General features: G+C 72.3%; 20 protein-coding genes and 1 pseudogene. 10 read left to right on the forward strand and 11 right to left on the reverse strand.

The genetic code is table 11. From position 1 onward, the window contains the following. Positions 1-95: 95 nt before the first annotated feature. Positions 96-1,862 carry a serine hydrolase gene (locus ACIBG6_RS03390; protein ID WP_399220793.1) on the reverse strand — a complete coding sequence of 589 codons (1,767 nt, stop codon included), beginning with the start codon at positions 1,860-1,862 and terminating at the stop codon, positions 96-98. A 127-nt stretch (positions 1,863-1,989) separates the two neighbouring features. Here ACIBG6_RS03390 and ACIBG6_RS03395 point away from each other — a divergent pair, with 127 nt between their 5' ends. Continuing rightward, entirely contained in the window at positions 1,990-3,099 is a 1,110-nt protein-coding gene (locus ACIBG6_RS03395; protein WP_399220794.1) for an NAD(P)H-dependent flavin oxidoreductase, read from the forward strand. Continuing rightward, positions 3,096-4,646: an acyl-CoA synthetase gene (locus tag ACIBG6_RS03400; RefSeq protein WP_399220795.1), complete on the forward strand. Its 1,551-nt coding sequence runs from the start codon at positions 3,096-3,098 to the stop codon at positions 4,644-4,646. The genes ACIBG6_RS03395 and ACIBG6_RS03400 overlap by 4 nt, the downstream gene beginning before the upstream one ends. A 10-nt stretch (positions 4,647-4,656) precedes the next feature. On the opposite strand, the gene ACIBG6_RS03405 is transcribed toward ACIBG6_RS03400, so the two are convergent. The 4 genes from ACIBG6_RS03405 to ACIBG6_RS03420 all read right to left on the reverse strand — a co-directional run bounded on the left by ACIBG6_RS03405 (position 4,657) and on the right by ACIBG6_RS03420 (position 8,983). Further along, positions 4,657-5,904: a PP2C family protein-serine/threonine phosphatase gene (locus ACIBG6_RS03405; protein WP_399220796.1), complete on the reverse strand. Its 1,248-nt coding sequence runs from the start codon at positions 5,902-5,904 to the stop codon at positions 4,657-4,659. Continuing rightward, positions 5,901-7,199, reverse strand: a complete 1,299-nt coding sequence (locus tag ACIBG6_RS03410; protein WP_399220797.1) for a cation:proton antiporter — start codon at positions 7,197-7,199, stop codon at positions 5,901-5,903. The genes ACIBG6_RS03405 and ACIBG6_RS03410 overlap by 4 nt, the downstream gene beginning before the upstream one ends. A 258-nt stretch (positions 7,200-7,457) precedes the next feature. Then, entirely contained in the window at positions 7,458-7,928 is a 471-nt protein-coding gene (locus ACIBG6_RS03415; protein ID WP_399220798.1) for a hypothetical protein, read from the reverse strand. Then, the gene (locus ACIBG6_RS03420) at positions 7,850-8,983 is read right to left on the reverse strand and encodes a sulfatase-like hydrolase/transferase (protein WP_399220799.1); all 1,134 of its coding nucleotides are present in this window, start codon (positions 8,981-8,983) and stop codon (positions 7,850-7,852) included. Before ACIBG6_RS03420 ends, ACIBG6_RS03415 begins: the two co-directional genes overlap by 79 nt. A 142-nt stretch (positions 8,984-9,125) precedes the next feature. Here ACIBG6_RS03420 and ACIBG6_RS03425 point away from each other — a divergent pair, with 142 nt between their 5' ends. Beyond that, entirely contained in the window at positions 9,126-9,830 is a 705-nt protein-coding gene (locus ACIBG6_RS03425) for a GNAT family N-acetyltransferase (protein WP_399220800.1), read from the forward strand. A 61-nt stretch (positions 9,831-9,891) separates the two neighbouring features. Here ACIBG6_RS03425 and ACIBG6_RS03430 read toward each other — a convergent pair. After that, positions 9,892-10,143 (reverse strand): annotated as a pseudogene (locus ACIBG6_RS03430) (TetR-like C-terminal domain-containing protein); the annotation flags it as partial. A gap of 178 nt (positions 10,144-10,321) precedes the next feature. Between ACIBG6_RS03430 and ACIBG6_RS03435 the strand changes: the two are divergent. The 3 genes from ACIBG6_RS03435 (at position 10,322) to ACIBG6_RS03445 (ending at position 12,559) form a co-directional block, all read left to right on the forward strand. Continuing rightward, a complete protein-coding gene (locus ACIBG6_RS03435; RefSeq protein ID WP_399220801.1) occupies positions 10,322-10,726 on the forward strand; it encodes a MarR family winged helix-turn-helix transcriptional regulator in 405 nt (134 codons plus the stop codon). 110 nt (positions 10,727-10,836) lie between these two features. Continuing rightward, positions 10,837-11,307 carry a hypothetical protein gene (locus tag ACIBG6_RS03440; protein ID WP_399220802.1) on the forward strand — a complete coding sequence of 157 codons (471 nt, stop codon included), beginning with the start codon at positions 10,837-10,839 and terminating at the stop codon, positions 11,305-11,307. A gap of 175 nt (positions 11,308-11,482) precedes the next feature. Then, entirely contained in the window at positions 11,483-12,559 is a 1,077-nt protein-coding gene (locus ACIBG6_RS03445) for a calcium:proton antiporter (protein WP_399220803.1), read from the forward strand. 28 nt (positions 12,560-12,587) lie between these two features. Here ACIBG6_RS03445 and ACIBG6_RS03450 read toward each other — a convergent pair whose 3' ends face one another. Next, positions 12,588-15,017 (reverse strand): penicillin acylase family protein, encoded by a 2,430-nt coding sequence (locus tag ACIBG6_RS03450; RefSeq protein ID WP_399220804.1) that lies wholly within the window; start codon positions 15,015-15,017, stop codon positions 12,588-12,590. Positions 15,018-15,184: 167 nt separating this feature from the next. On the opposite strand from ACIBG6_RS03450, the gene ACIBG6_RS03455 reads away from it, so the two are divergent. Next, a complete protein-coding gene (locus ACIBG6_RS03455) occupies positions 15,185-16,699 on the forward strand; it encodes a fatty acyl-CoA synthetase (protein WP_399220805.1) in 1,515 nt (504 codons plus the stop codon). A gap of 58 nt (positions 16,700-16,757) precedes the next feature. On the opposite strand, the gene paaK is transcribed toward ACIBG6_RS03455, so the two are convergent. After that, positions 16,758-18,050: a phenylacetate--CoA ligase PaaK gene (paaK, locus tag ACIBG6_RS03460; RefSeq protein WP_399221171.1), complete on the reverse strand. Its 1,293-nt coding sequence runs from the start codon at positions 18,048-18,050 to the stop codon at positions 16,758-16,760. Between the two features lie 233 nt (positions 18,051-18,283). Between paaK and ACIBG6_RS03465 the strand changes: the two genes are divergently transcribed. After that, positions 18,284-19,507: a cytochrome P450 gene (locus ACIBG6_RS03465; RefSeq protein WP_399220806.1), complete on the forward strand. Its 1,224-nt coding sequence runs from the start codon at positions 18,284-18,286 to the stop codon at positions 19,505-19,507. Between the two features lie 283 nt (positions 19,508-19,790). Continuing rightward, a complete protein-coding gene (locus ACIBG6_RS03470; protein ID WP_399221173.1) occupies positions 19,791-20,567 on the forward strand; it encodes a GNAT family N-acetyltransferase in 777 nt (258 codons plus the stop codon). 17 nt (positions 20,568-20,584) lie between these two features. Here ACIBG6_RS03470 and ACIBG6_RS03475 read toward each other — a convergent pair whose 3' ends face one another. Continuing rightward, positions 20,585-21,430 (reverse strand): NAD(P)H-binding protein, encoded by an 846-nt coding sequence (locus ACIBG6_RS03475; protein ID WP_399220807.1) that lies wholly within the window; start codon positions 21,428-21,430, stop codon positions 20,585-20,587. Between the two features lie 81 nt (positions 21,431-21,511). On the opposite strand from ACIBG6_RS03475, the gene ACIBG6_RS03480 reads away from it, so the two are divergent. Beyond that, a complete protein-coding gene (locus tag ACIBG6_RS03480) occupies positions 21,512-22,489 on the forward strand; it encodes a cupin domain-containing protein (RefSeq protein WP_399220808.1) in 978 nt (325 codons plus the stop codon). On the opposite strand, the gene ACIBG6_RS03485 is transcribed toward ACIBG6_RS03480, so the two are convergent. Continuing rightward, entirely contained in the window at positions 22,486-23,802 is a 1,317-nt protein-coding gene (locus ACIBG6_RS03485) for a PQQ-binding-like beta-propeller repeat protein (RefSeq protein WP_399220809.1), read from the reverse strand. The two genes, ACIBG6_RS03480 and ACIBG6_RS03485, sit on opposite strands and share 4 nt — an antisense overlap. Before the next feature lie 213 nt (positions 23,803-24,015). Continuing rightward, complete coding sequence (locus tag ACIBG6_RS03490) at positions 24,016-24,618, reverse strand: GNAT family N-acetyltransferase (RefSeq protein WP_399220810.1); 603 nt, start codon at positions 24,616-24,618, stop codon at positions 24,016-24,018. Positions 24,619-24,692: the final 74 nt, after the last annotated feature.

Raw genomic sequence — 24,692 nt, forward strand, 5'->3', positions numbered from 1 at the left:
CATCCCCCCGGTGAGATCTCCCGGCGGGGACGCTACCTCATGTGATCACTTGTGCGCAGTCCGCCCCGAGGTCCGGGCCCCCGGTCCGTGCGGGCTCAATCGGCCGACCTGGCCCAGCCGTTCGCCTCGATCCGGGCCCCGTCCGCCGGCCGCGCCTCGTCGAACACGGGGCGCCCCGCCGCGTCGAGAAGCCGCACCCCGTCCACGTACACGCCCCGCCCCACGTACCGCTGGTCCGTGGTGTACCGCCAGCGCAGGAGCGAGTCCGTCCCGGGCAGCGGTGCCGACACGGTGTGCCAGACGCGGCCGGACCAGCCGCCGACCGTGCCCGTCGGGTGCGCGGTGCCGCCGCCGGTGGTGAAGGGCACCGGCCGCCAGGTCGTACCTCCGTCGGCCGAGGTCTCCAGGGCGACGGGGTCGGCGTGCGGCTCGGTGTCCCACCACAGGGCACACTCCAGGCGTGCCGCGCCCGGCACCTGGGGGAGCGTCAGCGTGGCCGTCGTGGCGCTCGCCATGCCGGAGAACCAGGCGGCGCGGCCCCGGGCGGGGCGGACGGGGACGGCGCGGGCCAGGTGGTTCGCCGCGGCGACCCGGGGCGCCGAGCCGGAGCGCCACGAGCGCACCGGGTGGACCGAGTTGCCGAGGACGATCAGGAAGGCGTCGGTCGTCGGGTCGAGGACGAGGCTGGTGCCGGTGAATCCGGTGTGGCCGGCCGTGCGCGGGGTGGCCATCGCGCCCATGTACCAGTGCTGGTAGAGCTCGAAGCCGAGGCCGTGCTCGTCGCCGGGGAAGGCGGTGTTGAAGTCGGTGAACATCAGGTCGACGGACTCGGGGGAGAGGATGCGGGCCCGGCCGTACGCGCCGCCGTTGAGGAGGGTACGGGCCAGGATCGCGAGGTCCCAAGCGCGGGAGAACACCCCGGCGTGGCCCGCGACCCCGCCCAGGCTGTAGGCGTTCTCGTCGTGTACCTCGCCCCACACCATGCCCCGGTCGAGACCCGACCAGGGACGCCGGGCGTCCTCGGTGGCGGCGATGTCGGGCCGCCAGGAGAGCGGTGGATTGAAACGAGTGCGGTGCATCCCGAGCGGAGCAGTGATCTCGTCGTGGAGCAGGACTTCCAGACCATGACCGGTGATCTCCTCCAGGATCAGCTGAAGGGAGATCAGATTCAGATCGGAGTAGAGGTACGTGGAACCCGGCGCGTTCGCCGGGACCTCGTTCCAGAGCAGTCGCAGCTTCCCCTCCCGGGTCGGCTCCCGGTAGAGCGGGATCCAGGACCGGAACCCCGAGGTGTGCGTGAGCAGGTGACGTACCGTGATGTCCTGCTTCCCGCCGCCCCCGAACTCCGGGAGGTACGCGGTGACCTTCGCCTCCAGCTCCAGGGTCCCGCGCTCGATCTGCTGCACCGCCAGGATCGAGGTGAAGAGCTTCGAGACCGACGCCAGGTCGAAGACGGTGTCCTCGGTCATCGGGAGCTGCTCGCCCGGCGGCAGCTCGATGCCCGTGTCCGTCTTCTCGTCGTACGCGGAGTAGCGGACGGCGGAGCCGATCGGCCGGTGCAGGGCGACGGTCCCGCCGCGCCCGGCGAGCAACACGGCCCCCGCGTACCAGGGGTGCGTGGGGGAGGGGGCGAGGAAGGTCTCGGCGTCCGTGACCAGCCGGTCCAGGTGGTCCGGGAGCAGTCCGGCCCGCTCGGCCGACCCGCGCTGCAGGGTCGTCCGCCGCGTCGCAGTCCCCGGGCCGGCCGCCGCCGCGGCCCCCGGCACCGCACCGATCATCACCGCACCTCCCAGTGCCAGTACCCCGCCGCCGAACGCGCGGCGGCTCAGAACTCCGTCTCGTGCTGTCGCATGCTCCGTCATGCCCACCCTCTCCCACGACGCGCCGCGACGAAACGTCAACGTGCCGCTCGGCGCGGCGGCAAAAGAATCTGACGTGGCATCAGAAAATCTCTTCCCTCCGCCGCGCCACTGCGGCATCCTGCCGCCCATGAAGACGGAGCTGAGTCGCACCCTGGGGATCGAGCACGCCATCTTCGGCTTCACGCCCTTCCCCGCGGTGGCCGCCGCCCTCACCAGAGCCGGCGGATTCGGAGTTCTCGGCGCGGTCCGCTACACCGCGCCCGACGATCTCGCCCGCGACCTCGACTGGATGCAGGAGCACACGGACGGGCTGCCGTACGGCCTCGACGTCGTGATGCCGGCGAAGAAGGTCGAGGGCGTGAGTGAGGCGGACGTCGAGGCCATGATCCCCGAGGAGCACCGCGCGTTCGTCCGCGCGACCCTCGCCAAACACGGCGTGCCCGAACTCGCCGAGGGCGAGGCCTCCGGGTGGCGCATCACCGGCTGGATGGAGCAGGTCGCCCGCGGCCAGCTCGACGTCGCCTTCGACTACCCCATCAAACTGCTCGCCAACGCCCTCGGCTCCCCGCCCCCGGACGTCGTCGCCCGCGCCCACGACCACGGGGTCCTCGTCGCCGCCCTCGCGGGCAGCGCCCGGCACGCCCGCCACCACGCCGAGGCCGGCATCGACGTCGTCGTCGCCCAGGGATACGAGGCGGGCGGCCACACCGGCGAGATCGCGTCCATGGTCCTCACCCCCGAGGTCGTCGAGGCGGTGTCCCCGCTGCCCGTGCTCGCCGCCGGCGGCATCGGCAGCGGAGAGCAGATCGCCGCCGGACTCGCCCTCGGCGCCCAGGGCGTCTGGCTCGGCTCGATCTGGCTCACCACCACCGAGGCCGACCTGCACTCGCGCGCCCTGACCGCCAAGCTCCTCGCCGCGGGCTCCGGCGACACGGTCCGCTCCCGCGCGCTGACCGGCAAGCCCGCGCGCCAGCTCCGTACCGAGTGGACCGACACCTGGGACGACCCGGCCGGCCCCGGCCCGCTCCCCATGCCGCTCCAGGGACTCCTGGTGGCCGAGGCCGTCTCCCGTATCCAGAAGTACGAGGTCGATCCCCTCCTCGGCACGCCTGTCGGGCAGATCGTCGGCCGCATGAACTCCGAGCGCAGTGTCCAGCAGGTCGTCGACGAGCTCACCCGGGGCTTCGAGAAGGCCGTCGACCGCATCAACCGCATCGCGGGACGGAGCGAGGCATGAGCCAGGCGACCACCGGATTCTGGGCCCAGGCGGCCGCGGACCCGGGCCGAACAGTCCTCGTCGCGCCCGACGGCGAGGAGTGGACCGCCGGCCGGCTGCACACCGAGGCCAACCGGCTCGTCCACGGGCTGCGCGCCGCCGGACTCGAACGCGGCGACGCCTTCGCCGTCGTCCTGCCCAACGGCCCCGAGTTCTTCACCGCCCATCTCGCCGCCACCCAGGCCGGGTTCTACCTGGTCCCCGTCAACCACCACTTCGTCGGCCCCGAGATCGCCTGGATCGTCGCCGACTCCGGCGCCAAGGTCCTGCTGGCCCACGAGCGGTTCGCCGAGGCGGCGACCCTCGCCGCCGACGAGGCCGGGCTCGCCCCCAGCCACCGCTACGCCGTCGGCGCGGTCCCCGGCTTCCGTCCGTACGCCGAACTCCTCGACGGCCAGGACGGCTCCGCACCCGCCGACCGCACGCTCGGCTGGGTCATGAACTACACCTCCGGGACCACCGGACGGCCCCGGGGCATCCGCCGCCCGCTGCCCGGCAGGCTCCCCGAGGAGACGCCGCTCGGCGGCTTCCTCGGCATCTTCGGCATCCGGCCCGCCGACGGCAACGTCCACCTCGTGTGCTCGCCCCTCTACCACACCGCCGTCCTCCAGTTCGCCTCCGCGGCCCTGCACATCGGGCATCCGCTCGTCCTCATGGACCGGTGGACGCCGGAGGAGATGCTGAGGCTGATCGACCGCTACGCCTGCACCCACACCCACATGGTCCCGACCCAGTTCCACCGCCTGCTGTCCCTCCCCGAGGAGCTACGGGACCGGTACGACGTCTCCTCCATGCGCCACGCCATCCACGGCGCCGCGCCCTGCCCCGAGCACGTCAAGCGGGCGATGATCGAGTGGTGGGGCCGGTGCGTCGAGGAGTACTACGCGGCCAGCGAGGGCGGCGGCGCCTTCGCCACCGCCGAGGAGTGGCTGAAGAAGCCCGGCACGGTCGGCAGGGCCTGGCCGATCAGCGAACTCGCCGTCTTCGACGACGACGGGAAACGCCTGCCGCCCGGCGAAGTGGGCACCGTCTACCTGAAGATGAACACCGGCGGATTCCAGTACCACAAGGACGAGGCGAAGACGGCGAAGAACCGTATCGGCGACTTCTTCACCGTCGGGGACCTGGGCGTCCTCGACGAGGACGGCTACCTGTTCCTCCGCGACCGCAAGATCGACATGATCATCTCCGGCGGGGTCAACATCTACCCGGCCGAGATCGAGGCCGCGCTCCTCACCCACCCGGCCGTCGCGGACGCCGCCGCCTTCGGCATCCCGCACGCCGACTGGGGCGAGGAGGTCAAAGCGGTCGTCGAGGCAGCCGAGGGGCACGAGCCGGGCCCGGCGCTCGCCGACGAGATCCTGGCCCACTGCGCCGACCACCTCGCCGGCTTCAAGCGACCCAAGTCCCTCGACTTCGTCACCACGATGCCCCGCGACCCGAACGGCAAGCTGTACAAACGCCGCCTCCGCGACCCGTACTGGGAGGGCCACGACCGCCCGTTGTGACCCGCTGTGGTCATAGGCGGAGGACGACCAGGGCGGTGTCGTCGGTGATGCCGGCCGGCGGGATCAGGTCTCTCAGGAGGGCGTCGGCGAGCTGGTCGGGGTCGGCGGTGCGGTGGCGCGTGAGGGAGTCGGCGAGCCGGTGGAGGCCGGTGTCGATGTCCTCGTGGCGGCGCTCGACGAGTCCGTCGGTGTAGAGGACGAGAGTGGAGCCGTCGGTGAAGCCGGTCCGGCTCTGGGGGCGCGGTACGTGTTCGGGGCGGGCTCCGAGCGGAGGATCGGTCGCCTCGTCGAGGAACGTCACGGTGCCGTCCGGGTGACAGAGGACGGGCGGCGGGTGACCGGCGCTGCTGTATGTGAGGGTCCGGCCGGCCCAGTCGACGAAGACCGAAACGGCGGTGGCGGACTCCGCGCCGTCGACATGGCGGGCGTACAGATCGAGGACTTCAAGGGCCTTGGCGGGCCCGGCTGCCACCCGGGAGGCGGCGGACAGGGCGCTGCGGAGCTGACCCATGACGCCGGCGGCGTGCAGCCCGTGGCCGACGACGTCACCGACGGCGACGGCGGTGTGGTCGCGGTGGGGCAGGTCGGTCAGGTCGATCAGGTCGTACCAGTCCCCGCACACGTTGAGGGGGCCGGTGGCGGGCCGGTAGCGCACCGCTGCGCGGTGGCCGAGCGGGCCGGGCGCGGGCAGCATCGACTGCTGGAGGTGGAGTGCGACTTCGCGTTCGCGGGCGTGGGCCTCGCGCAGGCGCTGGTTGAGTTCCTGGAGTTCGCGGGCGCGGGTGTAGAGCTCTGCCTCCAGGACGCGGGCACCGTCACCTCCGTTGCGGGTGCTGCCGGTGCTGCGGGCGCGGATGAGCTCGGTGACCTCCTCCACCCGGTGGAGGAGCAGCGCCACGGCGCCGTCCGGAGCGAGCACCGGGACGTTGACCGGGCTCCAGTACCGCTCCTGCCACTCCCCGGGCCGGTCCGGGTCCTCGACGTCGTAGCGCTGGAGCGCCATGCTGTCGCTTTCCCCGGTGGAGGCGACCCTGCGCAGGGAGTCGTGCAGGTTGCGCATGCCGCTTGCGGCCGGGTTGCCGGGATCGTCGGGGAAGACGTCGAACAGGTAGCGGCCCATCACCTCCTCACGCGTGCGGCCGGACAGCGACAGGTAGGCCTCGTTGGCGTCGGCGAACACCAGGTCAGGGCTGAGCAGGGCGACGGCGCCGGGCAGGGCGTTGAATACCGCCTCGAAGTCGATGTCGGACGTGCTCATGCTCCACCTTCCCGGCGTGGGGTCCCGTGGTCCGCGAGTGCGTTCTCCCGCAGGTTCGGTGTGACGCGGAGGGTTCTGGTGAACCATGCGCCGTAGCGTTCCCCGAGGAAGGGCGCCGATGCTCCGTGGAGGATGATGCTCAGGCCCACGGTCACGGCGATGACCTCGCTCAGCAGGGTTCCCCCGGGCAGGTGTTCTTCCAGGGCGAGGAGGCCGAACACCAGGGAGGCGAGTCCGCGCGGGCCGAACCAGCCGATGTACGCGACGGACGCGGGGCGTAGGCCGGTGCCGGCCAGCGCGAGTGCGACGGGCAGCATACGGATGACGGTCAGGCTGAGCAGTGCGTAGACGACCACGCGCCACGTCAGGTGCTCGAGTGCCGGTCCCAGGATGACCGCGCCGAAGACGAGGAAACTGAGCGAGGCGAGCAGGAGGCCGAGGCGTTCGGTGAAGCCGGTGCTCTGCGCGGGATCCGCGTCCTCGGGACGGAGGCCCAGACCGGCGGGGGTGTGGCGCAGGTGGATGCCGAAGGCCAGACCGGCGACCCAGGCGCCGATGAAGCCACTGCCCTCGCTCTCGGCGCACAGGACGTACGCGATGACCGGGACGACGAGTACGAGGAACTGCCGCCAGTCGGAGCTGCTCCATCCCCTCATGAGCGACCAGCGCAACAGGCTCGCCCCGCCCCAGCCGGCCGCGACTCCGATCACGCTGCTCAGCAGCAGCGCGCGCAGGAACGTCTCGGCGACGCCCGGATGGCCGTGGCCCTCGCCCGCCGCGGCGAGTGCCAGGACGAAGAACGGCAGGGCCAGGCCGTCGTTCAGACCGGATTCGATGGTCAGGCCGCCGCGGATCAGCGGGGGCACCCGCTTGTTGGAGAAGGCCTGCTGTCCGAGCGCGGCGTCCGTCGGCGCGAGGATGACGGCGGCCAGGGCCAGCTCCCACACGCCCAGGCCCGGCAGCAGGGGCCAGGCCGCCAGCCATCCCAGAGCCATCGTGGCCGGCAGGCCGATCGCGAGCAGCCGCAGCGGCAGGAACTCCTCCCGGCGCAGGTCCCGGGCCTTGATCCCCGCCGCGTCCGCGAACAACAGGAGGACCAGTGCGCTTTCCAGCAGCGCCCGCGTGACCTCGGGATCCTTCGCGCGGTCCAGCAGGTCCAGGCCCAGCGGGCCGATCGCCACACCGGCGAGCATGAACACCAGCGGTCCCGAGAGCGCCGTGGTCGACAAGCGCCGTGAGAGCGCCCCGTATCCGACGACCACAGCGCCGGCGACCAGGACGGCCCAGACGTTCATCCGCACTCCTCACACCAGGCACCTGTTCGTCGCCGGGGCGACCCGCGCCAGGGGGCGGGCGGCAGCGTGCCGGGCCGCCGCCCCGGGGACCGTCCTGCCTCGCGCAGGGATGCGGAGTCCGACCCTATGGCGATGTCGGCCAGGCCCACGGGAGCCCTGCTCCGAACCGGTTCAGCTCAGCCCGGTCGGCCCAACGCGCGGCGATCGCACCGGGGCCGGACAAGGCCCTCACCAGCGGCAGGCCCGGCCTGCGGGCCCTTACTGGCGGGCCATGTGCCTGCGCATCTCGCTGGGGGCGTCGACGATCAGGTCGCCGGACATGTCGACCGTGACGCTGTGCAGGGTGCCGGTGTACCGGAACGGCGCCCGGTAGGCGGCGACCGCCGATTCCGGGTTCGCGCCGCAGCACATGCCGCCGGGGTTGAAGGCCACCGGCGTGGTGTACGGCATCTCGGTCTCGCCGACCAGGCGGTCGTCGACGTAGAGCTGGGCGCGACCGGGCGCGCCCTTGCCGTGGGCGATGTCCGGCTTCCCGGTGGGCTCGAACTCGAAGCGGAGCGCGTGGCGGCCCTCGGGCAAGCGCTCGGCGGAGGCCACGTGGTGCAGAGCGCGGCGCACGTAGTTGTGGGCGTAGTGCAGGTGGCCGTCCTTCACGTAGAAGGACCAGCCGCCGGCGTTGGTGCCCTGGCAGAGCAGGACTCCCTCGGCGCCGTCGGCCGGGATCTCCACGTCGGCGGTGACGCTGTGCGGCCGGTTGAGGACCCGGGGGGCGACGGCGGCCGGGAGGACCTGCGTGCCGGGACGGAAGGTGTAGCTGGTCCGGTCCTGGGTGATCTGAGGCTGCGGTTCTCCTCGGCGACGTCACGGGTCTCGGCGACGTCCTCGGCGACGTGGTAGAGCTCCCAGTGGTGGGCGTCGAGGTCGTCCAGGTCCGTCATCGTGATCGGGGTGCCGAACGGGCGCCCGGCCTCGGCGAACGAGGGGCCGGGCCAGGGGCAGACCGCGCGCCACCCGTCGTGGTCGATCGCCCGGTGGCCGAGCATCTCGTAGTACTGGGTGCGGTGACGGGTCGGGGCGGCGGGGTCGTCGAAGGTGTGGGCGAAGCTGACCCCGTGCAGTGGCGACTGGGTGACCCCGCGGATGGTCGCGGGCGGCTCGACGCCCAGCACGTCGAGCACGGTGGGGACCATGTCGATGATGTGCGCGAATTGGTGCCGGATCTCGCCGCGGGCCTGGATACCGCGAGGCCAGTGGACCAGGAACGGGTCGCTGACACCGCCGCGGTAGGTCTCCCGCTTCCACCGCCTGAACGGTGTGTTGCCCGCCCACGTCCAGCCCCACGGATAGTGGTTGAACGTCTCCGGGCCGCCGATCTCGTCGATCCGAGCCAGGCTCTCCTCCAGCGACTCCGGTGCGTTGTTGAAGAATTGCAGCTCGTTGGTGGTGCCGGTGACCCCGCCCTCGGCACTCGCGCCGTTGTCGGAAACCACCATGACCAGCGTGTTGTCGAGCTCGCCGATCTCCTTGAGGAAGTCCAGCAGCCGTCCGATCTGGTGGTCGGTGTGGGAGAGGAACCCGGCGAACACCTCCATCATCCGCGCGGCCAGCCGGCGCGCGTCCGGCGACAGGGACTCCCAGGGCGGTACATCCGGGTCACGCGGGGAGAGCTCGGCGTCCGGCGGCATGACACCCAGCTGCTTCTGCCGGTCGAAGGTACCGGCGCGGTAGGCGTCCCAGCCCTCGTCGAATGCGCCCCGGTAGCGGTCCGCCCACTCCTTGGGCACATGGCGTGCGGTGCGGCGGGCGGAGGTCGGGTGGACCCGGCCCGCGGGGCGGCGTCCCGGCCCCCTTAGACTTCGTCCGCGAGGAGGTCTCCCACGGTGACCGCCTTCCCCGTTCGGCACGGAGCTTGAGAGGGACAACACGATGGCGGGTCGCGATCCCTACGTCCTGGACGACCCCGTGGGTGAGTCCCTCCGGGGCCGTCACGCGCATCTCGCCCGCCGCGTCGGCCGGGCCGCCACCTATCTGCCGGACGTATCGACCTTCGCCGCCGTCTCCACCGACCCGGACCCGGCGAGGTGGGCCGACCTCACCGAACTCCTCGGCCGGGGCGAGTTCGCCGACATGTTCAGCTGCCCGGTTCTCCCGCCGTCGGACTGGGAGCCCGTCTTCGTCCTGGAAGGCCGCCAGATGATCCGGCCGGACGGCGGTGCCTCCGGGCGTCCGGGAGACGAGACGGACGACCGCGTGGTCGAACTGGGTGCGGACAGCCTGCCCGAGATGCTGGACCTCGTCGAACGCACCCGGCCCGGCCCGTTCTGGTCCCGCACCCCCGAACTCGGCACCTATCTCGGCATCCGGGAGAAGGGCACGCTGGTGGCCATGGCCGGCGAGCGGCTCCGGCCTCCGGGATGGACCGAGATCAGCGCCGTCTGCACCGCGCCCGAGGCCCGCGGGCAGGGTCACGGGGCCCGCCTGGTCGGAGCGCTCGCGGCACGCATCGAGGCGCGGGGCGAAGGGCCCTTCCTCCATGTCGCCGAAGCGAACACCGGCGCGATCGCCCTCTACGAGAAGCTCGGCTTCGAGACGCGCAAGCACGTGACCTTCCGCGGCTTCCGCACGCCTTAAGCCCCCCGCGTCCGGCCTCAGGGCCGGGGTGCGAGCAGCTCGTCGAGTTCGGCCGGCTCTCGGGCGGGGCGGGATGGCCGGCGGCCCAGTCCCGATGGTCCTCCAGGTAACCGCCGAACGAGGTCGCGGCGCCCCCTTGGGGGAGCGCCGCGCACGTGTCGAGCAGCGTCGTCATGATCTCGGAGGAGACGGCGGGGGTGTCCGCGGGTGCCTGGTAGCCGGGGACGGGCGTGCCGTAGACGAGGAAGCACCGCTGAGGGCCCGTCAAGGCCCAGTCGCGCAGGGCGTGTACGAGCCCGGACAGGTCGGCACCGCCGCCGCACCCGCCGGTGCCGTCGCGTCCGCCGACTCCCCACCCTCCAAGGGCTCCCACCCCGGCGCCTCCCTCACCTGCCGCGGCGAGGGCGTCGTCCCGGACGCCCTCGTCCGCCACCGGACCGAGATCGTGATCAACGCCCCGCTGCGATGCCGTGCGCACGTTGTTGCTGCTCATGCCTCGGATGGTCTCGCGGGTGAAGCGCATCAGGATTCCCGACGAGCTGCAGACACTCACGCTCGCGCCGCGTCACCTCTCGCTGCTCGCCTACCTCCTGTTCGACGGGTCGCTGAGCGTCAACGAGCTCGCCGCCCGCCTGGAGGTCGCCCCGACGACCGTGAGCCTCATGGTGGGGGACTTGACGAGGAAGGGCGTACTGGAACGGGTCGAGGACCCGGCCGACCGAAGGCGCAAGATCGTCTCCATCGCGCCGGCGCACGCCGCCGCGATCGACGGATGGCTCGGCCGCAGCGCGGACGCCTGGCGCTCCGCCCTCGCCCCGCTCGACGCGGCGCAGCGGCGGATGTTCCTCGAGACCCTCGCCGCGTACGAGCGCGGCCTCAGCGACCCGTTGGATTGACCGGACCGGCCGCACCCGACGGCCACTCTTCTCCCGGGTCGTCAGGGATCGGTAGGTTGTGCGGGACTGCCCGGCGGCAGCGGGCGGAACCGCGACGTGAGGGAGAGACGATGCTGGGACGACGGTTGCTGCACATCGGGTTCACGATCGGCGTGGCCACGGCCTCGCTCCTGGGACTGAGTTCGGCGGCCAGCGCGGCCCCGAGCGGCTTCAACACCGCGTCCGTCCACGGCGGTGGGACGGGTGCGGTCGGGGCTCAGGTGCTGGGCGGGATCTCCTGGTACAACCGGTCGGTCACGCTGACGTCCGTCCGCTTCTACATCGCCCCCCGCGAGTGCGCCACCTTCACCGTCGAGGCCTGGCAGGGCGGCACGCGCGTCGACTCCTTCGACGTCGGAGACCAGTGCTCGTCCTCGTCGGCGGGGCGGTGGATCTCGTACGGCAACATCCAGCTCGACGGCAGCGGGATCTCCGGCGGCATCACCGAAGTGGTGATCGATGTCTACGACAGGACCCATGCCGGCCACGCCTGGGCGGACTGCCCCCGGTCGGCATCGTCCTGCTTCAACTACCCGCGCTGACGCGTGGAGGTGCCCGATCGCCTGAGAGCTGATCGAGGTACCAGGGGTCGCACCGGCGTCGTGCCGGGCGGCCCCGGCCTCCGCGCGCCGGTCCCCGGCGGTGGCGATTCCCGCCGAACCGGGTAAAACCCCCGTTTATGGCAGGATGCGGATCATGAGTTCGAGCACGGCGTCAATGACAAGGCAGTGGACCACCTGGGGGCCGGTGGTGGCGGCGCTTGCGCTTGGCGTGGCGTGGGGGCGTGACCTCCCCGCCTTCGCCGTCGCGCTCATCGCGGTCTGCCTCATCGCCGCCGTCCTCGCGGCCGTCCACCACGCGGAAGTCGTCGCCCACCGCGTCGGCGAACCCTACGGCTCGCTCGTCCTCGCCGTCGCCGTCACCGTCATCGAGGTCGGACTCATCGTCACCCTCATGGCGGGAGGCGGGGAGAAGACCTCGACGTACGCCCGCGACACCGTCTTCGCCGCAGTGATGATCACCTGTAACGGCATCGTCGGCCTGTCCCTCCTCGTCGGCACGCTCCGCACCCGCGTCGCGGCCTTCAACGCCGAGGGCTCCGGCGGCGCGCTCGCGACGGTCTGCACCCTCGCCGTGATGACGCTCGTCCTGCCGACCTTCACCACGAGTGAGCCCGGCCCCGAGTTCTCCACCGCGCAGCTCGCCTTCGCCGCCGTCGCCTCCCTCTGTCTGTACGGCCTCTTCGTCGCCGTACAGACCATCCGGCACCGCGACTACTTCCTCCCCGTCCCACGGCCCGGCGAGGAGTCGGCCGACGACCACGCCGACCCGCCGGGCAAGCGCGAGACGCAGGCCAGCCTGGGCCTGCTCGTCCTCGCCCTCGTCGCCGTCGTCGGCAACGCCAAGCTGGTCTCGCCCACCATCGAGGACGGCGTCGAGTCGGCGGGTCTGCCCAATGCGGTCGTCGGTGTCGTCATCGCCCTGATGGTGCTGGCGCCCGAGACCCTCGCAGCCGTCCGCGCGGCCCGCCGGGACCGCATGCAGACCAGCCTCAACCTCGCCTACGGCTCCGCGATCGCCAGCATCGGTCTGACGATTCCGGCGATCGCGCTCGCCTCGATCTGGCTGTCCGGGCCCCTGGTCCTCGGGCTGGGGCCGGTCCACATGGTCCTGCTCGTCCTCACCGGTGTGGTGAGCGCGCTGACCGTGGTGCCCGGACGGGCGACCCTCCTCCAGGGCGGCGTCCATCTCGTGATCTTCGCCGCCTTCGTGTTCCTGTCGTTCAGCCCCTGAGGGCCTGTTCGGTTCCCGGACGGCCGGGTCAGCCCCTGACGACCACCACCCGCAGCGCCGGCGAGCGCAGGATGTCCTTCTCGCAGAACCGCGAGGTCACCCAGCGCTCGCCCGCGTACAGCCGGGTCTGGTCGCTGTAGTGCGGCGACGCCGGGTTCGAGGACTGGGAGTACGAGAGCAGGGTGCGGGCCACCGGACACCGGCCCCCGTCCCAGCCCACCGCCTGTACGTGGCTGGTCCCGTGCGCGACCTCCACGTAGCCGCCGCCCGCCGCGTTCCACACGGGCTCCGTCTTGTTCCAGACGCCCAGCGACTCGGTCCCGCCGCTCACCGGGAGCCGCTCCCCGTTCCGTACGACGAACTGGTGGGAGCCGAGCGGCGCGTCCAGCGGGATCCCCGCCGCCCGCAGCTCAGCCGCCGCGTCCCGCAGCGCCTTCGCGAAGCCCGGCGCCGCCGTGTTCACCGTGTGCGGCGTACGGACCGGGTCCGCCGCCGAGAACGGCACCTTCCACTGCTCGGCCGGCGGCACCGTACCGCTGAACTTCCGCCAGAACCGGTCGAAGAACAGCGCGCCCCGGCTCTCCGCGTTCACCGTCCGGTCCCATGCCCCGATCGCCCGGCACGCCTCGGGATCGTCCGGCAACGCCGTGGGGCAGGCCGCGGCGACGTCGGCCGCCGCCAGGTCACCGGCCGGAGCCCGGTTGGCGAACTGCTGACGCTGGAGGTCGGCCACCGTGAGCCGCCCCCGGTCGGCCATCGCCGCCACGTCCTCCACACCGCCCCGGGTACGCAGCGAGCGCTGGGTGGCGATCGTGCCGAAGACCCGCTCGTAGCCGGTCAGCGGCCGGTCGGCGTGGGTGAGCCAGGCGCTGTCGTTGGAGTTCTCGACGTACGGGGTGTCCCGCAGCACCGGCATCCGCGCCGGGCCGAAGACCCCCGGCTGGACCGCGTCCGGGTCCGAGCCGAGCGCGCACTCGGAGCGCGAGCCGTCGAGCACCGCCACACCCGAGGCCGGATAGGTGGCTCGGCCCAGCGGCGTCGAGCAGCGCTGGGCGAGCTCGTCGGTGATCCGGGGGAGCACCTGCGACTGGCTGAAATAGGAGTGGCCGGCCGAGTCCGCCGCGATCGTGTTGACCCACGGCAGCCCCTGCGTGCGCCGCAGGGTGTCGGCGACGTCCCGCGTCGAGCGCGCCTTGCCGAAGCCGAGCGCGGTGTCGGAACCGCGCAGGTTGGCCGCGTTCGGGTCGTTGAGCGCGTACGCCGTCGTGACCGTCCACGGCAGCGGGAGCTGCGCACCGAGGCCGCCGACGACCGGGCCGTACCGCGTCCACCACTGGGTACGGGTGACGGGGGCGCCGCCCTTGACCGGTACGGACACCGTGCGCGGGGTCATCCGCTCCGGCCGGCCGTCCACCAGGTAGGAGGTCGGGTCACCCGGGGCGAGCGTCAGCTGGTGGAGGTTGAGCGGGACTCCGGTGGCGACGGTGTGGCTCCAGGCCACCTTGTCGTTGAAGCCGATGTTGACGACGGTCGTGCCGAGCAGCGAGGCGCCCGAGACGTTCAGCTCGCCCGGGATGGTCTGCTGGGACTGCCAGAAGCGGCGGCCGCCCTGCCAGGGATAGTGCGGGTTGCCCAGGAGCAGGCCGCGCCCGTTGGCCGTCGCGGCCCCGGAGAACGCGACGGCGTTGGAGCCCATCGTGGCGTTCTCGGCGGCGAACAGGGCGCGGGCCGCCTCCGCGGTGCGCGCCGGATCGGGTGCCGTGCCGGTCACGCCGGCCGCTCCGGCCGGGGGAGCGATCGCCGGGGGAGCGGTCGCCGGCGGAACGGCGGGCGGCCGGGCGCCGGTGATGCCGTCGACGGCCCGGCCCTGTCCGCCGAGGACCGAGACGGCGAAGCCGCGCCGGGCCACGTCGAGCGCGCTGACCGGGCGGACCCAGTCGGCGTCGGCGCAGGCGGGGTCCGTGATCCGGTTCTTCCGCAGCCAGGCGTTGTAGCCGGCCGCCCAGCCGCGCATCAGCTCCTTCAGGTCGCCGCTCGGCCCGGCCGGCGCGGGGGTCCGGAGCAGCTCCTCGACCGTCCCGGCGTCCTTCACGCCGCGGAAGTACAGATCGCTGGACACGTTGGTGGCGGCCGAGGACAGCGAGCCGTCCGGGGCGGCGTCCGGACCGAAGTACCGGGAGCGTTCGCCGTTGACGGTCAGGAAGCCGTCGGCGAGGACACAGACCTGGTCGGCGGCCTGCGCCCAGCCCGTGCCGAAGCCCAGGTTCGCGTAGTCCTTCGCCACGATGTGCGGGATGCCGTACTCGGTGTACCGGATGACGGCCGACAGGCCCCGGTCGGAGGGCCGGTGACCCCGGTCCCCGGAGTCGGCCGCCGCCGCGCCGGGCAGCGTGGCGGTGACGACGGCGAGGGCCGCGCCGGTGAGTGCCAGGTGTTTCAGGCGGGTGCGGAGGTGCAAGGTGCCTCCCAACGGATGGATGAGCACTGCGGGTCGGACCATGCACGCAGTTGCGTGGCCCCTTGTCAACATCCCGTTCGGTATCCGAGGTCGGGGGAGGTTCCGAGCATGTACGGGGTAGCGCCCGGTACTTGACCTTCCGCCCGCTCCGCGCCCAGGATCACCGCATGGAACGACTCCTCAGCCGTACCGTCGACGGCGTCCTGCGCATGAGCGCCCAGCGCGTCCCGGACCGGATCGCCGTCCGGTACGCCGACCGGACCTGGACGTACGCCGAGCTGGACGCGGCCGTCTCCACCGCAGCGGCCTTCCTGCGGGAGCCGCACCACCTCGGCCTCCCCGAGTCCGCCCGCGTCGCGACCTACGGCCACAACTCGGACGCCTACCTCATCGCGTTCCTCGCCTGCGCGCGGGCCGACCTGATCCACGTGCCGGTCAACCACCACCTGACCGGCGACGACCTCGCGTACCTCCTGGAGCAGTCGGAGAGCTCGCTCGTCCTCGCCGACCCCGCCCTCGCGGACCGGGTCCCGGACGGTTTCGCGGCCAAGGCCCTCCGGGACGCGCCCGGTTCGCTCCTCGACGCGGTCGCCGTACCGGAGGAGTACGACCCCGACCGAGACGCCCGGGAGGTCGTGCAGCTCCTCTACACCTCGGGCACCACCGCCCTCCCCAAGGGCGCGATGATGACGCACCGCGCGCTCGTCCACGAGTACGCGAGCGCCGTCGAGGCCCTCGACCTGCGCGAGGGCGACCGGCCCGTACACGCGCTGCCGCTCTACCACTCGGCGCAGATGCACGTCTTCCTGCTGCCCTACCTCGCGGTCGGCGCGGAGAACACGATCGTCGACGGACCCGACCCGGCAGTCCTCTTCGACCTGATCGAGGCGGGCCGCGCGGACAGTTTCTTCGCGCCGCCGACCGTCTGGATCGGCCTCGCCAACCACCCGGAGTTCGCCGGGCGGGACCTGTCCGCCCTGCGCAAGGCCTACTACGGGGCCTCGATCATGCCCGTACCCGTCCTCGAACGACTGCGGGCGCGGCTGCCCGGACTGCGGTTCTACAACTGCTTCGGCCAGTCCGAGATCGGCCCCCTCGCCACCGTCCTCGGACCCGACGAGCACGAGGGCCGGATGGACTCCTGCGGCCGGCCCGTCCGCCATGTCGAGGCCCGGGTCGTCGACGAGGACGGGAAGGACGTGCCCGACGGCACCGCAGGGGAGATCGTCTACCGCTCAGCGCAGTTGTGCGACGGCTACTGGCGCCAGCCGGAGGAGACCAAGGCGGCCTTCCGGGGCGGCTGGTTCCACTCGGGCGACCTCGCCGTGCGCGACGCCGAGGGTTTCCTCACCATCGTCGACCGGGTGAAGGACGTCATCAACTCCGGCGGCGTGCTCGTCGCCTCCCGGCAGGTCGAGGACGCCCTCTACACCCACCCGGGCGTCGCCGAGGTCGCCGTGATCGGCCTCCCCGACGAGCGCTGGATCGAGGCGGTCACGGCCGTCGTCGTGCCGCGCGGCGAGGTCACGGAGGCCGAACTCCTCGCGCACGCCCGCGAGAAGCTCGTCGGCTTCAAGGCTCCGAAGCGCGTCCACTTCACCCCGGAGCTGCCCCGCAACGCGAGCGGCAAGATCCTCAAGCGCGAACTGCGGGACCGCTTCGGCGGGGCGGGGGAGTCCTGACGGGACCTTAGGGGGACCTGACGGGGACGGACACCCCCACCCGCCAGGTCCCGCGCCGTCAGGCCCCCCGCTCCCGCAGGTCCACGATCCGCTGGAGCTTGCCCACCGACCGTTCCAGCGTCTCGGGGTCGACCACCTCGACCCCGACCGAGACCCCGACCCCGTCCTTGACCGCCGCCGCGATCGCCCGGGCCGCCTCCGTGCGCTGCTCGCCCGTCGCCTCCGGCCGGGCCTCCGCCCGTACGGTGAGGACGTCGAGCCGCCCCTCCCGGGTGAGGCGGAGCTGGAAGTGCGGGGCCACGGACGGCGTCCGCAGGACGATCTCCTCGATCTGGGTGGGGAAGAGGTTCACCCCGCGCAGGATGATCATGTCGTCGCTGCGCCCGGTGACCTTCTCCATCCGCCGGAACACCCGTGCCGTCCCCGGCAGCAGCCGCGTCAGATCGCGCGTCCGGTAGCGGATCACCGGCATGGCCTCCTTGGTCAGCGAGGTGAAGACGAGCTCTCCCTCCTCCCCGTCCGGCAGCACCTCACCCGTGAACGGATCCACGATCTCCGGGTAGAAGTGGTCCTCCCAGATGTGCAGTCCGTCCTTGGTCTCCACGCACTCCTGCGCCACGCCGGGGCCGATCACCTCCGACAGGCCGTATATGTCGACCGCGTCGATCGCGAACCGCTCCTCGATCTCCTTCCGCATCGCCTCCGTCCACGGCTCGGCCCCGAACACACCCACCTTCAGGGAGGTCGAGCGCGGATCCACGCCCTGCCGCTCGAACTCGTCGAGCAGCGTGAGCATGTACGAGGGGGTCACCATGATGATCTCGGGCTTGAAGTCCTGGATGAGCTGCACCTGCCGGGCCGTCATGCCGCCCGAGGCGGGGATCACCGTGCACCCGAGGCGCTCGGCGCCGTAGTGGGCGCCGAGTCCGCCGGTGAACAGGCCGTATCCGTACGCCACATGGACCTTGTGCCCGGGGCGCGCCCCGGCGGCGCGCAGGGAGCGGGCCACCACGTCCGCCCAAATGTCGAGGTCCCGGTCCGTGTAGCCGACAACGGTCGGCCGCCCGGTGGTGCCGCTGGAGGCATGGATCCGCCGCACCTGGGACTGGTCGACGGCGAACATGCCGAAGGGGTAGTGGTCGCGCAGGTCGGACTTGGCGGTGAAGGGGAAGCGGGCGAGGTCCGCGAGCGTACGGCAGTCGTCGGGGGAGAGCCCGGCCGCGTCGAAGGAGTCGCGGTAGAAGGGCACGTTCTCGTACGCGTGCCGCAGCGTCGCGCGCAGTCGCTCCAGCTGGAGCGCCGCCAGCTCCTCGCGCCCGAGCCGTTCGCCGCTGTCGAGCAGTCCCGTCAGATCCGGCATGCGCCGCTCCTTCACCCGTACCGTCGTCCACGCTGTCGTAAAACGGACTACCGATCATTCGGTAGATCCTTTGCGGGCCAGTAAAACCACTGGGGCCGGGGGGTTGGCAAGGGGTGGGACGTGATCACTCCCACCGGCCGGGTGATTCGCCCCGGTATCACACCTTGGGGTGCTTTCGGGTGAATCACAACGGTCGGGTGACATGGCGGGGAAAAGTGAACGTCATGTCCACCCAGTTCACGCTCGACACCGCCGACACCCCTCAGGTCCACTTCTGGGCCGTGCCCGACCTCACCGGCCTCGCCTTCGACCCGCTGCTCGCCAAGCTGCTGCACGAGGACCCCGTCACCCGGGTCCGGCTCCCGCACGGCGAGGGCCACGCCTGGCTCGTCACCCGCTACGAGGACGTCAAGTTCGTCTCCGTCGACCCCCGCTTCAGCCGCCAGGCCGTCTGGGGTCGCTCCATCACCCGCGTCCCCCCGCACTTCATCCCGATGGAAGGGGCCGTCGGCTTCGCCGACCCGCCGGACCACACCCGGATGCGGCGCGTCGTCGCCCGCGCGTTCAGCGCCCGCGCCCTGACCGCGCTCCGCGGCCACGCCCAGGAGGTCATGGACCGGCTCCTCGACCGGGTCGAGGAACACGGCGCCCCCGCCGACCTCATGGAACTCGTCAACCGCCCCTTCCCGCTCGCCATGGTCAGCGCACTCATGGGCGTCCCCGAGGGCGACCAGCCGCTCATGGCCCGCTGGTCCGACACGATCATCTCCGCCGGCGCCGGACGGGAGGCCGGCGAGCAGGCCAAGGCCGAGATGGGCCGGTACGTCACCGAACTCGTCGGCCGCAGCCACGGCACCGGCAAGGAGACCCTCGCCGCCGTCCTCGCCGACGGCGTCGACGAGGACGCCCTCACCGAGCACGAGGCCGTCGGGCTCGCCGTCCTCATCCAGATCGGCGGCGCCCACGCCGTCCGCAACAACAGCGCCAACATGGTGTACGCGCTGCTCACCCACCCGGAGCACCTCGCCCGGCTGCGCGCCGAACCCGAACTCCTCCCGCAGGCGGTCGACGAGCTCCTCCGCTACATCCCGCACCGCAACGCCGTCGGCCTCTCCCGGATCGCCCTGGAGGACGTCGACGTCGGTGGCGTCACCATCCCGGCAGGAGAGCCGGTCTACGTCTCGTACCTGACCGCCAACCGCGACCCGGACGTCTTCCCCGAGCCCGAGCGCCTCGACTTCGACCGCGGCTACAACCCGCACGTCGCCTTCGGCCACGGCCCGCACTACTGCCCGGGCTCCGCCCTGGCCCGCATCGAGTCGGAGATCCTCCTCGACTCCCTGTGGACCCGGTTCCCGAACCTGCGCCTCGCCGTCCCCGAGGAACAGCTCCGCTGGCAGCGCGGCGCCCTCATCCGCGGCCCGGAGACCCTGCCCGTCACCTGGTGAGAGGACCCGGCATCCCGTGACCGCCACAGCCATCGGACCGGGCGGCGGCCTCGTCGTGCCGCCCGGCCACGGCAAGACCCTCACCACCGCCGCCCAGCACGTCACCGTCAAGGTGACCGGCGAGCACTCCCGTACCGCCTCCGCCTTCGAGGCCGTCGTGGCATCCCCACCTCGTGACCGCACCGGCGGAGCACCACGGCCCGGCGCCCGGCGCCCGGCGCCCGGCGCTCCGGCCAGGCAAAACCTGTTGCCGGGCGCCGGGCCCGGTGCTGGAGTGACCCGCATGGAACCCCAGCACCTGCGTGACCTCTACGACCGTCAGCTGCGCCGCGAGGCGCGCCCCGACGGGCCCGGGTGCCGCGTCGAGCGCGTCGGACCCGTCGTCCGGCAGACCGGTCCCGCGCACGCCTGGAACGGCGTCCTCTGGTCCGGTCTCGACGCCGCCGGGGCCGACGCCGCCATCGCCGCGCAGATCGCCCACTACCGCGCCGCCGGACTCCCCTTCGAGTGGAAGCTGTACGGACACGACGGCCCCGCCGACCTCGCGGACCGCCTCCTCGCCGCCGGATTCACCGCCGAGGACCCCGAGACCCTCATGGCCGCCGAAGCCGCCGCCCTGCCCCAGGACGTGCCGCTCCCCGAAGGCGTCGAGCTCCACGCCGTCACCGACGAGGCCGGAGTACGCCAGGTCGTCGAGGTCCACGAACGCGCCTTCGGCACCGACAGCTCCCACATCGGCCGTCAGCTCCTCGACCGGCTCGCCGCCGACCCGGACACGGTCACCGCTGTCGTCGCCGTCGCGGCCGGCGAACCCGTCAGCGCGGCCCGCCTCGAACTCTGCCCGGGCACCGACTTCGCCGGACTCTGGGGCGGCGGCACCGTCGAGGCCTGGCGTGGCCGCGGCCTCTACCGCGCGCTCGTCGCGCACCGGGTCCGCATCGCCGCGGCCCGCGGCCACCGCTACGTCCAGGTCGACGCGGCGGACACGAGCCGTCCCATCCTCCAGCGCCTGGGCTTCCTGACGCTTTCCACGACGACCCCGTACACGTACACCCCCTGAGCCCGCGCGCGGCTCCGTCAGCCGTGCCAGACGCCGGTCACGGCGGTCCTCGCGACGAAGTCGGCGAAGTCGCGGGGCTCGCGGCCCAGCGCCCGCCGGACTCCGTCGGAGAGGTGGGCGAAGTGGCCCTCGCCGATCCAGCCGAGGAGGAGGTTCAGCATCTCGGCGACCTCCTCGGGCAAGCCTCTCCCCGTGGCGTAGCGCGTGAAGTCGGCCGGTGAGACGGGACGGTAGGCGATGTCCCGGCCGGTCGCCCCGCCGATCTCCCGGCTCAGCGCGCCCAGGCTCAGCAGCCGCGGCCCGGACAGCTCGTACGCCTCCCCCGCGTGGCCGGCCTCGGTCAGGGCCGCCACGGCCACGTCGGCGACGTCGTCCAGATCGACGAACGGCTCGACGCCGTCCCCGGTCGGCAGCACGACCTCGCCCTCGAGGAGCTGCCCCCGGAAGAACCCCTCCTCGCTGAAGTTCTGCATGAACCACGCCGGCTTGAGGATCGTCCACTCCGCGCCGGACTCCCGCACCGCGCGCTCGCAGGGAAGCTTCTCCTCACCTTCGGACGCCAGCCAGTCGCGGTGGGACAGCAGTACGAGCCGCTCGACACCGCCCGCCGCGGCGAGCTTGCCGAAGACCCGCATCGACGTCGCGGCGTCGTCGCGCTGCGAGTCGATCAGATAGGCCGCGCCGACGCCGTCGAGCACCGGCTCCCACGTGTTCTCGTCGGTCCAGTCGAAGCGGGCGGGCCCGTCGCCCTGCCGGGAGGCCACCCGCACCTCGTGACCGAGCGACCGAAGCCGGGAGACCACCCGGCGTCCCGCCTTGCCCGTACCGCCGAGGACCAGAATCGGTCGTGTCTTGATCATCATGTGATCAGTCAACCGGAGCACCGCTGAGTCACGGAATGCCCTCCACGCTCACTTCGATGTCTCAGCGTCTAAGATCGCCGCGTGGATCCCCTGGCGAGCCTCCTGTACGAAGTGCGGTCCGACGGCGCCCTGTTCAGCCGGAACATCGTCGCCCCGCCCTGGGCGGTCCGCTTCACCGCCGGGACACCGCTCGCCGTCGTCACGATGCTGCGCGGCACCGGCTGGGTCGTCCCCGGCGACGCCCCGCCCGTCGCCCTCGGCCGCGGCGACGTGGCCATCGTGTCCGGGACGGAACCCTTCACGGTCGCCGACGACGACCGTGCGGACACCCAGCCCTTCTACGTCGTCCACCCCGACGGCTGCACGACCGGCGACGGCGAGTCCGTCGGCGACGACGTCATCCTCGGCCTCCGCACCTGCGGGAACGGCCACGGCGGCTCGACCGTGCTGCTCACGGGCAGCTACCAGGTCGACGGCCGCGTATCCGAACGACTGCTGAGGGGGCTGCCCCGGGTGCTCGTGGTCCGCCACGACGGCACGCTCGGCCCGATCCTGGACCTCACCGACCGGGAGATCGACCGCGACGACGCGGGACAACAGGCCGTGCTCGACCGACTCCTGGACCTGTTGCTGCTGGCCACGCTGCGGGAGTGGTTCTCCCGCCCGGAGGCCGACCCGCCCGCCTGGTACCGGGCGCTCGGCGACCCCGTCGCGGGCAGGGCGCTACGGCTGATCCACGACCGGCCCGCGCGTCCGTGGACCGTCGCCGCCCTCGCCGAGGAGACCGGCGTGTCACGCGCCACCCTCGCCCGTCGCTTCAGTGACCTCGTGGGCGAACCGCCCATGGCCTACCTGACGGGCTGGCGCCTCGCCCTCGCCGCCGACCTGCTGGCGCGCACCGACGCCACCGTGGACGCGATCGCCCGCCAGGTCGGCTACCGGAGCGCCTTCGGACTGAGCGTGGCCTTCAAACGCGTCTACGGAACCCGCCCCAGCCGGCACCGGACGGGCCCCGCCCGCACGGACGTCCCGGGCGGGGCCGCCGCCCGCGACGCCTAGCGACGTTCGTAGGCCGTGAAGGGCCTGGATCCTGTCGAATAGGCGTCGTAGCGGGCGACGATGAGCCGGCCCTCGTACGTGAGGAGCTTGTCCACAGGGCCCAGGTCGTCGGGGAGGACCCGGACCTCGCGTCGCTTGCCTGTGGCGGGGTCGAAGTCGTGGAGGCGGTAGGGGTCGCGGCGGTGCGAGGTGAGGAGGGTGAGTTTCCCGTCCTGCAGGACGAGTTGGTACCCGGAGTCGCCTTCGTAGAGGTCGTCGTGGCGGGTGCCGCCCCAGACGGCGGCACCGGTGGCCAGGTCGAAGACGGTCAGGCGGTCGACCTTCCGGTGGCGGGGCAGGAGGTAGAGCCTGTCGCCGTCCGCCGCGGCCCTGAGGCGGTCGTGGAACTCGATCTCGCCGTAGGGACCGCTGAAATCGATCGGAGGGTTCGGGCGGCCGTTCCTGCCGAAGGAGAGGTAGGCCCCGGCCTCGGAGTCATTGCTCTCCGAGGCCGCCACGACCACCGGATCGGCCGAGACGAACTCCGCACTGGCGTCCCAGAGGATGGCGCGTCGGCCGCCGAGAGGGGCGGACCACACGAGCGCGCCGGTGGCCGGATCGAAGGTGGCGACGTGCAGTTCGGCGTCTTCCGTGACCTTGTCGCCCCAGATGTTGTCGGTGCCGCCGCAGGCGAGGAGGGCGGCGACCTGGCGCTCGGCCACGGCGGTCCTGCCCGGGACGCAGTCCTTGGGGAGGGCCGCCTTCCAGCGGGACTTCCCGGTGCGCACGTCCACGGCGTGCAGGTCGTCCTTCTGGAGGAGCACGGCGACACCGCTGCCGGCGGACACCGAGGAGTGCTGCAATCGGGGCGGGTCCGGCTCGCCGAGAGGGGCCTTCCAGAGCTCGCGGCCGTCCTTCATGTCGATCGCGACGGCGGTGGCGCAGGGCTTGCCCTTGGCCGAGGCGGAAGCGCCGTCCCCGTCGCGGGTGAGGACCAGAACCGAGCCGTCGGTGTCGGCCGTGGCGTGGCAGACCGCCGAGCGGCCGGGCGGCACGTACTCCCAACTCCGCTTTCCCGTACGCGCGTCGAACCCGCTCACCGCGTCGAAGCGACTGCGGACCAGCGTGTCACCGGACAGCCAGGCCCCCTCACCCTGCGGTTCGGCCTTGCGGTCCGCAGGAGTGTCCCAGACGACGTCCATGGCCTCGCCCTCGTCCCCGGAGAAGACACATCCGGAGACGAGCGAACAGAGGGTGACCAGGGTCGCCCCCGTCGTGGCCAGGGTGCGCCTGGTCCGTCCCCCGGGCGGCACCTCGTTCGTCCGCATGGTCATGTCCGCTCCCCCCGAGCCTGTCGCCGTCGACGGTCCACAGGCGTTCCCGCGTTCCTCGGCGGCGATCATCAAAGGGAGCAGGTCCGCCCGAACAGACGGCGCGCCCTCCGCCGGCCAAGGATGCGCACGGCCCGGCGTCCGTACCACCTGAGCAGGGGCGATTCACCGGAAGCGACGGGGACGGAGCGAGGGAGGGCACCAGATTTCGGGAACTCAGCGCGGGTCCCTGCGCATGCACCATGTGCGGGGGCCGTTGTCGGGGAGCCGGACATCGGCTGTGACCTTGAAGCCGAGGCGCTCGTAGAACCGCACGTTCGCCTCGCTGGAGGTCTCCAGGAACGCCGGACACCCGGCGCGCTCGGCCTCCTGGATGCCGGGAATCAGCACCGCACTGCCGAGGCCCTGTCCCTGGGCCTCGGGGGCGGTTCCCACGGTTTCCAGGAACCATCCCGGCTCCTGGGGCCGGTAGGGGGCAAGGGCCGCGTCCGCGGCTGCGGAAGCGGCGGCCCGGTCGCCGCTGAGTTCGCCGAGCATCGGCCCCAGTTCAGCGAAGGCGGGCGAGGGATCCTGGCCGGGAATGGCCCACACAGCCACGGCGCGGCCTTCGTCGGCGACCCAGACTCGGCCGTACACCATGCCGATGCGGGTCAGGCACAGCTCCTGGGACCGCCGGATCCGCTCCTCGTGATCGTCCGCCGCGATGACGTGCCGCGTGTAGGGGTAGTCGGCGAAGGCGCGGGCGAGGGTATCGACCGCGGCAGGAATGTCGGCGTCGGTGATGGGACGCACGACAGGGGCCCTTTGGTTCTGTGCCATGTTCACCGAGCCACCCTGCCACTGAGTGGATCCCTCGCCAACGCATTTTGACCGGGGAAGCGTGTCAGACGCCG

The organism is Streptomyces sp. NPDC050842 (assembly GCF_044456565.1).
Taxonomy (GTDB): domain Bacteria; phylum Actinomycetota; class Actinomycetes; order Streptomycetales; family Streptomycetaceae; genus Streptomyces.